The sequence below is a fragment of the Noviherbaspirillum sp. genome, assembly GCF_035654295.1.
Lineage (GTDB): Bacteria > Pseudomonadota > Gammaproteobacteria > Burkholderiales > Burkholderiaceae_D > Noviherbaspirillum.
On sequence record NZ_DASRXF010000159.1, the window covers coordinates 1 to 7239 of the forward strand.

General features: G+C 66.5%; 5 protein-coding genes. 3 read left to right on the forward strand and 2 right to left on the reverse strand.

The window, feature by feature from the left end:
- On the forward strand, positions 1-564 hold a 564-nt coding region (locus VFF99_RS15675; protein WP_325019508.1), incomplete at its 5' end, for a GNAT family N-acetyltransferase.
- 14 nt (positions 565-578) lie between these two features.
- On the opposite strand, the gene VFF99_RS15680 is transcribed toward VFF99_RS15675, so the two are convergent.
- Positions 579-1745 carry a GGDEF domain-containing protein gene (locus tag VFF99_RS15680; protein ID WP_325019510.1) on the reverse strand — a complete coding sequence of 389 codons (1167 nt, stop codon included), beginning with the start codon at positions 1743-1745 and terminating at the stop codon, positions 579-581.
- A 166-nt stretch (positions 1746-1911) separates the two neighbouring features.
- Here VFF99_RS15680 and VFF99_RS15685 point away from each other — a divergent pair, with 166 nt between their 5' ends.
- Positions 1912-3456 carry a TonB family protein gene (locus tag VFF99_RS15685; protein ID WP_325019511.1) on the forward strand — a complete coding sequence of 515 codons (1545 nt, stop codon included), beginning with the start codon at positions 1912-1914 and terminating at the stop codon, positions 3454-3456.
- 21 nt (positions 3457-3477) lie between these two features.
- Here the strand turns inward: VFF99_RS15685 and VFF99_RS15690 are convergent, their stop codons facing one another.
- Positions 3478-5823 carry a PAS domain-containing hybrid sensor histidine kinase/response regulator gene (locus VFF99_RS15690; protein WP_325019513.1) on the reverse strand — a complete coding sequence of 782 codons (2346 nt, stop codon included), beginning with the start codon at positions 5821-5823 and terminating at the stop codon, positions 3478-3480.
- Positions 5824-5985: 162 nt separating this feature from the next.
- On the opposite strand from VFF99_RS15690, the gene VFF99_RS15695 reads away from it, so the two are divergent.
- The gene (locus VFF99_RS15695) at positions 5986-7137 is read left to right on the forward strand and encodes a DUF3182 family protein (RefSeq protein WP_325019514.1); all 1152 of its coding nucleotides are present in this window, start codon (positions 5986-5988) and stop codon (positions 7135-7137) included.
- Positions 7138-7239 lie beyond the last annotated feature (102 nt).

The following is a 7239-nucleotide window of genomic DNA, read 5'->3' on the forward strand; positions in this document are numbered from 1 at the left end:
CTGGCGATCCTGCCCTATCCGTCCGAGCGGGAACAGGAGTGGCCGATGCGCGGCGGCGGGCATTACGCGGTGCGCCCGATCCGGCCGGACGATGCGCAGATGCTGCAGGATTTCGTGCGCCGCATGTCGCCGGAGAGCCGCTACTTCCGCTTCGTGTCGACCATGCGCGAACTGTCGGTGAAGATGCTGGCCAAGTTCACGCTCATCGACTACGACCGCGAAATGGCGCTGGTGGCGATGCACCGCGAGCGCACGCCGTCGGAAGACGGCGGCTTCAGCGAGACGGAACGCATCATCGGCGTGTCGCGCTACGTCACCAACCCGGACCAGAACACCTGCGAATTCTCGCTGGCGATCGCCGACGAATTCAATGGCCAGGGAGTGGGTTCGCGCATGATGCTGTCGATCATGGACGTGGCGCGCAGCAAGGGCCTGGCGCAGATCGAGGGGCTGGTACTGAGCAACAATGCACCGATGCTCAAGCTGATGCGCAGCCTGGAGTTCGAGGTCAGGAGATACGAGGAAGATCCGGATTTCCGGCTGTGCGTACGTTCGCTGCAGTAATTCGCTGCAGTAAGTCAGGCCTCGGCCCCTGCCTCGCTGACCGCCCGGTTGCGCCCCATTGCCTTGGCTGCGTACAGGGCGGCATCGGCGCGGCGCATCAGGTCGTGCAGGGACTCGAAGCCGCGCAATGAAGATACGCCGATGCTGATCGTATACGGCGGCAAGGCCTTGGACTTTCCCCTGGCGGCGTCAGACTGCGCCACGGCGGCGCGCATGCGCTCGGCCACTACCGCAGCCGCTTCGCGCGAGGTCTCCGGCAGCAGCACGGCGAATTCTTCACCGCCTACCCGCGCAAAGTAATCGACCCCGCGCACCACGGTCGCCGCGCGCTTGACGAGGTCGATCAGCACCTGGTCGCCCACGCCGTGTCCGTGCGTGTCATTGATCTTCTTGAAATGGTCGACGTCGAGCAGCAGCAGGGAGAGCTGGCGCCCCATCCTGCGCGCCCGCAGGATCTCGCGCTCGGAATGCTCGAAGAATGCGCGGCGCGTCCAGGCCCCCGTGAGGAAGTCGCGGTTGGCGGCCAGTTCCGCCGCTGCCAGCATGGTGTCGTGCACCAGCATGACGGCGCCGAAGGTCAGCACCGGAAGCACGAAGGTGCCGGCGGAAACAAAGAACAGATTCAAGGGCGAGGGCTGCAGCAAGGAAGTCACTTCACCGGTATGCGTGAGGTAGATCACGCTGCGGATGCCATGCCCCAGCGTGATGACCGCGGCCATGCCGACGGTGAACAGGGACGGGTAATGGGAGCGCCAGTCGCTGCGCCCGCGCATGATGGTCACCGCAATGCCGAGGCAGATCGCGCCCTGGAACACCGCCACCGCGATGGTGCGCATCGCGTACGAATCGAAGCGGTAATGGAACAGCGCGATCGCCGCCACCGCCAGCAGCACCCCGGCGGCAAGCCACGGCGTCATCCGGCTCCTGCCGTAGAAGCGGCGGAAACCCGCCAGCATGGCCGCGGCAGCGGCGGCATAGACACCGTTGGTCAGCTCGTAGCCGATGAAGGGAGGCAATTCCCGGCCAAAGGCGTACAGGACGAGGGCGAGGCAGGCAAGGACGTTGGCGACCCACCATTCCCGGATGCCGGGAATGCCGCTGCGCAGGAGCGAAGTCAGGACCAGGAGCATCAGGACGCAGAACAGTGCGCCGACGATCAGGATGTTGAAAGTACTGGACATGGAGTGGAAGCCGGGCTGCGCTTCGCGTGAATCTGTAACGCCACAGTATATACGCTCATCCGCTCCCGGCTGTCGCCGCGGCGACTTTCCGGCTTGATCCGGATCGCAGCCGGCGCCTCGTGTGATGCAATAATGTGCGATCCATTTGCCCGCCCGCCGACCATCCATGCCGCCACCCGCCGCCCGCAAACTGCCGCCTGACGGACCCTGGCGTCTGCGGCTGGCCGGCGCGGTCACGTTTTCGCTGCTGGTGCATGCCTTCGTCGTTTCCCTACAGTTCGGCATTCCGGGCATTGCCCTGCCGGCGCTGGAACTGCCGTGGCGGGAGCGGCGCGCGCAAGCCGTGGACCTGAGCGTGGTGCTGGCGCCGCCTGCCGCCCGGCCCGCGGCCGAGGCGCCGGCCCTTCCCGCCGAAGCGCCTGCCTCGCCGCAGGCGGGGATGCGGCTGGTGCCGGCTCCTTCGTCGCCGAAATCCGTGCCGGCACGCCCGGCCAAACCGCGCGCGGCCGCGCGCCCTCCGCGCCCGCGGGCCAAGAGGGAAACGCCGGTCATCGCGCTCAATGAACGCCGCGACGACAGCTTCAACATGCCTGCCCCGGCCGTCGACGAGATTCTGCCCCTCCCCGAGCCGCAGGCCGAGGTTCCGCCCGCTCCGGTCGCCGCGCCTGAAAGCGCCGTTGCCGAGGAGTCCAAGGCGGAGGTGCACGCGCCGGCCGGCGAAGAAAGTCTGCAACAGACGCGCGAAGCGGAAGAACGCGAGCTGCGACGGCAGGAGGAAGAAGCCGGCCGCCAGCAGGCACTTGCACTGGAAGCGCAGCGCATCGAGGAAGAAGCGCGCCGCGCCGAAGCGGAACGGCTGGCGCGGGACCAGGAAGCGCAGAGGCGGACCGAGGAGGCAAACCGGCACGCGGAGGCGCTTGCCCTGCAGCAGCGTGAGCGTGAGAAGGAAGCAGCAGCAGCGGCAGAGCGCCAGGCGCTGGAACTGGAAGAGCGGCAGCGCGCCGAAGCACTGCGCATGCAAGCGGAGCGCATCCAGCGCGAGGCCGCCGAATTGCAGGCCCGCAAATTGGCCGAGGCGGCAGCGGCGCGCGAACGGGAACAAGAACAAAAGCAGGCCGCGGAGCTGGCTGCCCGCCGCAAAGCGGAGGCCGAAGCGGCACACGCCGCCAATTCCACGCGCGGCCCCGAACTGGTGCTGGGCGACAATCCCGCTCCCGGCGCGCGCATCGACGCCCTGCCGCGCGGCCTCGGCGGACTGGCCGGACGCGCGCTGGAACAGGCAAGACGCGGCGACGCCCTGCGCAATGATGCCCCCACCTCTCGCCAGGCCGACAACAGCGCCGCCCCGCCGCGCAGGCATTCGCTGCTTGGCAGCAGGGACGCGGACGTCGGGGTGATGATGTATGTCGAGGGCTGGCGCCTGAAGATCGAACGCAACGGCAGCGTGATGTTTCCGCGCGCCGCCGTCGACAAGGCGCACGGCGATCCGGTGGTGACGGTGGCCGTGCGCAGCGACGGCAGCGTGGAAGAGGTGGTCATCCACCGTTCCAGCGGACGGCCGGAACTGGATGAGGCGGTGCACCGTATCGTGCGGGTGAATGCGCGCTTCAGCGCATTCCCGCCCGAGCTTGCGCGACGCTTCGATGTGATCGAGATCCGCCGCGTCTGGAATTTCGACGACCGCCTGCGCATCCTGGAGGAAGTGCGCTGAGCGGCCATCGGCCGCGCGGGCTCAGACCGACTGCACGATCGTGAGCAGGTGCTGCCGTGCGATGTCGAACTCGCGACGGAGGCTGTCGTGCAACGCGTCCCCGCCTTGCAGCAGGCCCTCGCGGCCCAGCCGCTCCAGTTCCATGCAGTGCTTGCGCATGCGCTGCGCGCCGAGGTTTTCGATGCTCGACAGGAAACGGTGCGCAGCCGACAGCAACGCGTCCGGGCTGCCGGAGGCGAGCGCCTCGGCGATGTTCTGCAGATGCTTGGGCGAGTCGTTGATGAACAGCTGGATGATGTCCGATGCCAGCGTCGGGTTGTTCTCATCCTGCAGTTCGAGCAGCTGGTCGATGCGGCGGCGATCGATGATGGGCAGGCTGTCTTCGGTTTCGCTGCGGGCGGGACCGGTGACATCGACCAGCACCGAACGCAGGTCGTCCAGCTCGACGGGCTTGGATACGTAGGCATCCATCCCGGCCACCAGGCATTTCTCGCGGTCGCCGGGCATGGCATTGGCGGTCATCGCGATGACGCGCGGCCCGCCCGTGCCAAAACGGGCACGCAGGCGGCGCGTCGCTTCCAGGCCGTCCATTTCCGGCATCTGCACGTCCATCAGCACCACGTCGTAGCTCTGGCGCTCCAGCGCATCGAGTACCTCAACACCGTTGGCCACGACGTCGGCGCGATAGCCGAGGTGGGCCAGCAGCTGCTGCACCACTTTCTGGTTCACCGTGTTGTCCTCGGCCACGAGGATTTTCAGCGGGTGCGTCTCTGCCAGCTTGCCGCCGGCGGCGCGCGGCCGCGGCGCCTGCTGCATGGGCGCGATGCGCATCGCATGCAACAGGGAATCGAACAGGGCGGTCGGCTTGATCGGCTTGTTCAGGTAGGCGGCAAACTTGATCAGCGCCAGTGTCGCGTCGCGCGGGCGGTTCGCCACCGAGGTCAGCATGATCAGCGGCAGCGCGTGTTCGTCGCGGTACTTGCGGATTTCCAGGGCGAGGCCAAGACCGTCCATTTCCGGCATGCTCATATCGAGGATGCCGACGTCGAACGCATGGCCGTGGCGCACGAGGTCGAGCGCCTCGATCGCGGAGGCGGCGGCGGAAGGCACCATGCCCCACAGCAGCGACTGCTTGACCAGGATGCGGCGGTTGGTGCTGTTGTCGTCGACGATCAGCACGCGCCGCCCGGCCAGCGCGGAGGAACGTTCCTGCAGGAAGCTGTGCGCCAGTTGCGAACCCGAGGCCTCGGCCGTGATGGTGAAGTGGAAGGTTGAGCCGACGCCGACTTCGCTTTCCAGCCACATGCGCCCGCCCATCACCTCGGCCAGTCGCTTGCTGATGGCGAGGCCGAGGCCGGTGCCGCCGTACTTGCGCGTGGTCGATGCGTCGACCTGCGTGAATACCTGGAACAGTTCCGCCTGCCGGTCTTCGGGGATGCCGATGCCGGTGTCCTTGACCGAGAAAGTGATCTCGTACAGGCTGTCCTCGCCCTGCCGCGCGGTGACCGATACGACTACCTCGCCGCGATGGGTGAACTTGATCGAATTGGACAGCAGGTTGACCAGGATCTGGCGCAGGCGGGTCACGTCGCCGACGATCTGCGCGGGCACGCTGTCGTCGATGAAGTAGGCGAGGTTGATGTTCTTGTCGGCCGCGTTGGACGACAGCAGGTCGAGCGATTCCTCGATGCAGCGGCGCAGGTCGAAGGGCTGGCGCTCGATATCGAGCTTGCCGACCTCGATCTTGGAATAGTCGAGGATGTCGTTGATGATGGTCAGCAGCACTTCGCTGCTGGCGCGGATGGTCTGTGCGTAGTCGCGCTGCTCTTCGTCGATGCGCGTGTTGAGCAGCAGGCTGGTCATCCCGATCACCGCGTTGAGCGGCGTGCGGATCTCGTGGCTCATGTTGGCCAGGAACATGCTCTTGGCCTGCATCGCCGCTTCGGCGCGCTCCTTGGCAACCTCGAGCTCGCGTTCGTAGGCCTTGCGTGCGGAGATGTCGCGCAGGATGACGGTGTGGATGGTGGTGCCGCCGACATCGAGCTTGGAGATCGACGCTTCCGCAGGGAATTCGGTGCCGTCGCGGCGCATGGCGTAAATGGCGCGGCGCTCCGCCATTTTGCGGGCCGCCTGGCCGGAACGGTCGAAGGTCTCCATGTGCTTGCCGTGGCCTTCGTGGTAGCGCGGCGGCAGCAGCTTGTTCAGATCCTTGCCGATGATCTCTTCCGCCTTCCATCCGAACACGCGTTCGGCGCCCTGGTTGAACAGGATGATCCTCTGCTCGCTGTCGACGGAAATGATCGCGTCGTCGGCAATGCTGAGGATACCCTGTAGCTGGGCGGCTGTAAGACTGGAGCTGGTGATCATGACGTCATCGTAACCCTTTTTTCCCGGCTCATGGTGGCATGGAGGTAACGTTCTTCGCTTGACAATTTCCCTGCCTCAAGCTTCGGGAGGCCTGCTTCTTGCTTGCCGGTTGGAAGCCGGGCGCTGGAAGTGGCGTCCGCCGCGATACGGAGAGAGAAAGACATGCAAGCTGCCCACCCGCACGCGATGACGACGATGGAGGCACCGGGAAATGCCCCTGGCATTGTCGTGGTCTATTCCTGTCGGGACGGCCTGTGCGAACATGAAGTGGCGACCCAGAATGCGCTTGCGAAAAAGCTGGCGGACATCCGGGGCGACGATTTCGCCGGGGCCTACGACGCGTCCTGTCACTATGACCGGCCTTTGTATTTTGTACCGAACGATACCCTCATCCGCGCCGAGGCCGGCGGGGCGCTGGGGATAAGCGGCGAGGACGACTTGTTCGGCGGCGTGGTCCCGCAAGCCTTCGTCGCCACCAAGACCATTACCCATGCACTGCCGCCCGGCGCGGCGGCAGTGCCGGAGGGCTGGTCCGAGGCGTTCTGTCAGAGGGTGCGCGACGTTGTGCTCCCCGGCTACTCCGCATTCTCGCGGCGCGACGCATTGGAGTCCGGCCTGAAACTTCTGGAACGCGGGGCGGTCCGCTTGAAGAAGCCGAGCGGAATCGGCGGCCTCGGGCAGTCGGTGGTGAGCAGCCGGGAACAGCTCGAAACCGCGCTGGAAGAACTGGACGCCGGGGAGCTGGCGCGCATCGGACTCGTGCTGGAGCGCAATCTCGCCGCGCCCGAGACGCGCAGCGTGGGACAAGTACGGGTCGGCAAGCTGCTGGCCACCTACTGCGGCACCCAGCGCCTCACGCGCAACAACAGGGGCGGCGAGGTGTATGGCGGCTCGGAGCTGATCGTGGTGCGCGGCGGCTTCGAGGCGCTGCTGCAGCTTCCCCTCGGCCAGCAGGTGCAGGTCGCGATTTCACAGGCGCGCACCTACCACGCTGCGGCGCTTGCCTGTTTCGAGGGCATGTTCGCCTCCCGCAGCAACTACGATATCGCGCAGGGTGTCGACGATGAAGGGCGCTGGTATTCCGGCGTGCTCGAACAGTCTTGGCGCATCGGCGGCGCGAGCGGAGCGGAACTCGCCGCGCTGGAAGCCTTCGGCGACGACCCGTCGCTGCCCGTGGTGCGCGCATCGACGACGGAAATCTATGGCGCGCCCCCTTCCCTGCCCTCCGGCGCCACCGTCTATTTCCAGGGCGACGACGGCAAGGTGGGACCGCTGACCAAGTATGCAAGGCTGGAGGAGTATGGCAACACGTGAGGACACGATACACATCAGCGTCGACGATAACCGCATCGCCGGCACCATCGTCACGCCGGACATGCGCATGCCCGGCGTATTGTTCGTGCACGGCTGGGGCGG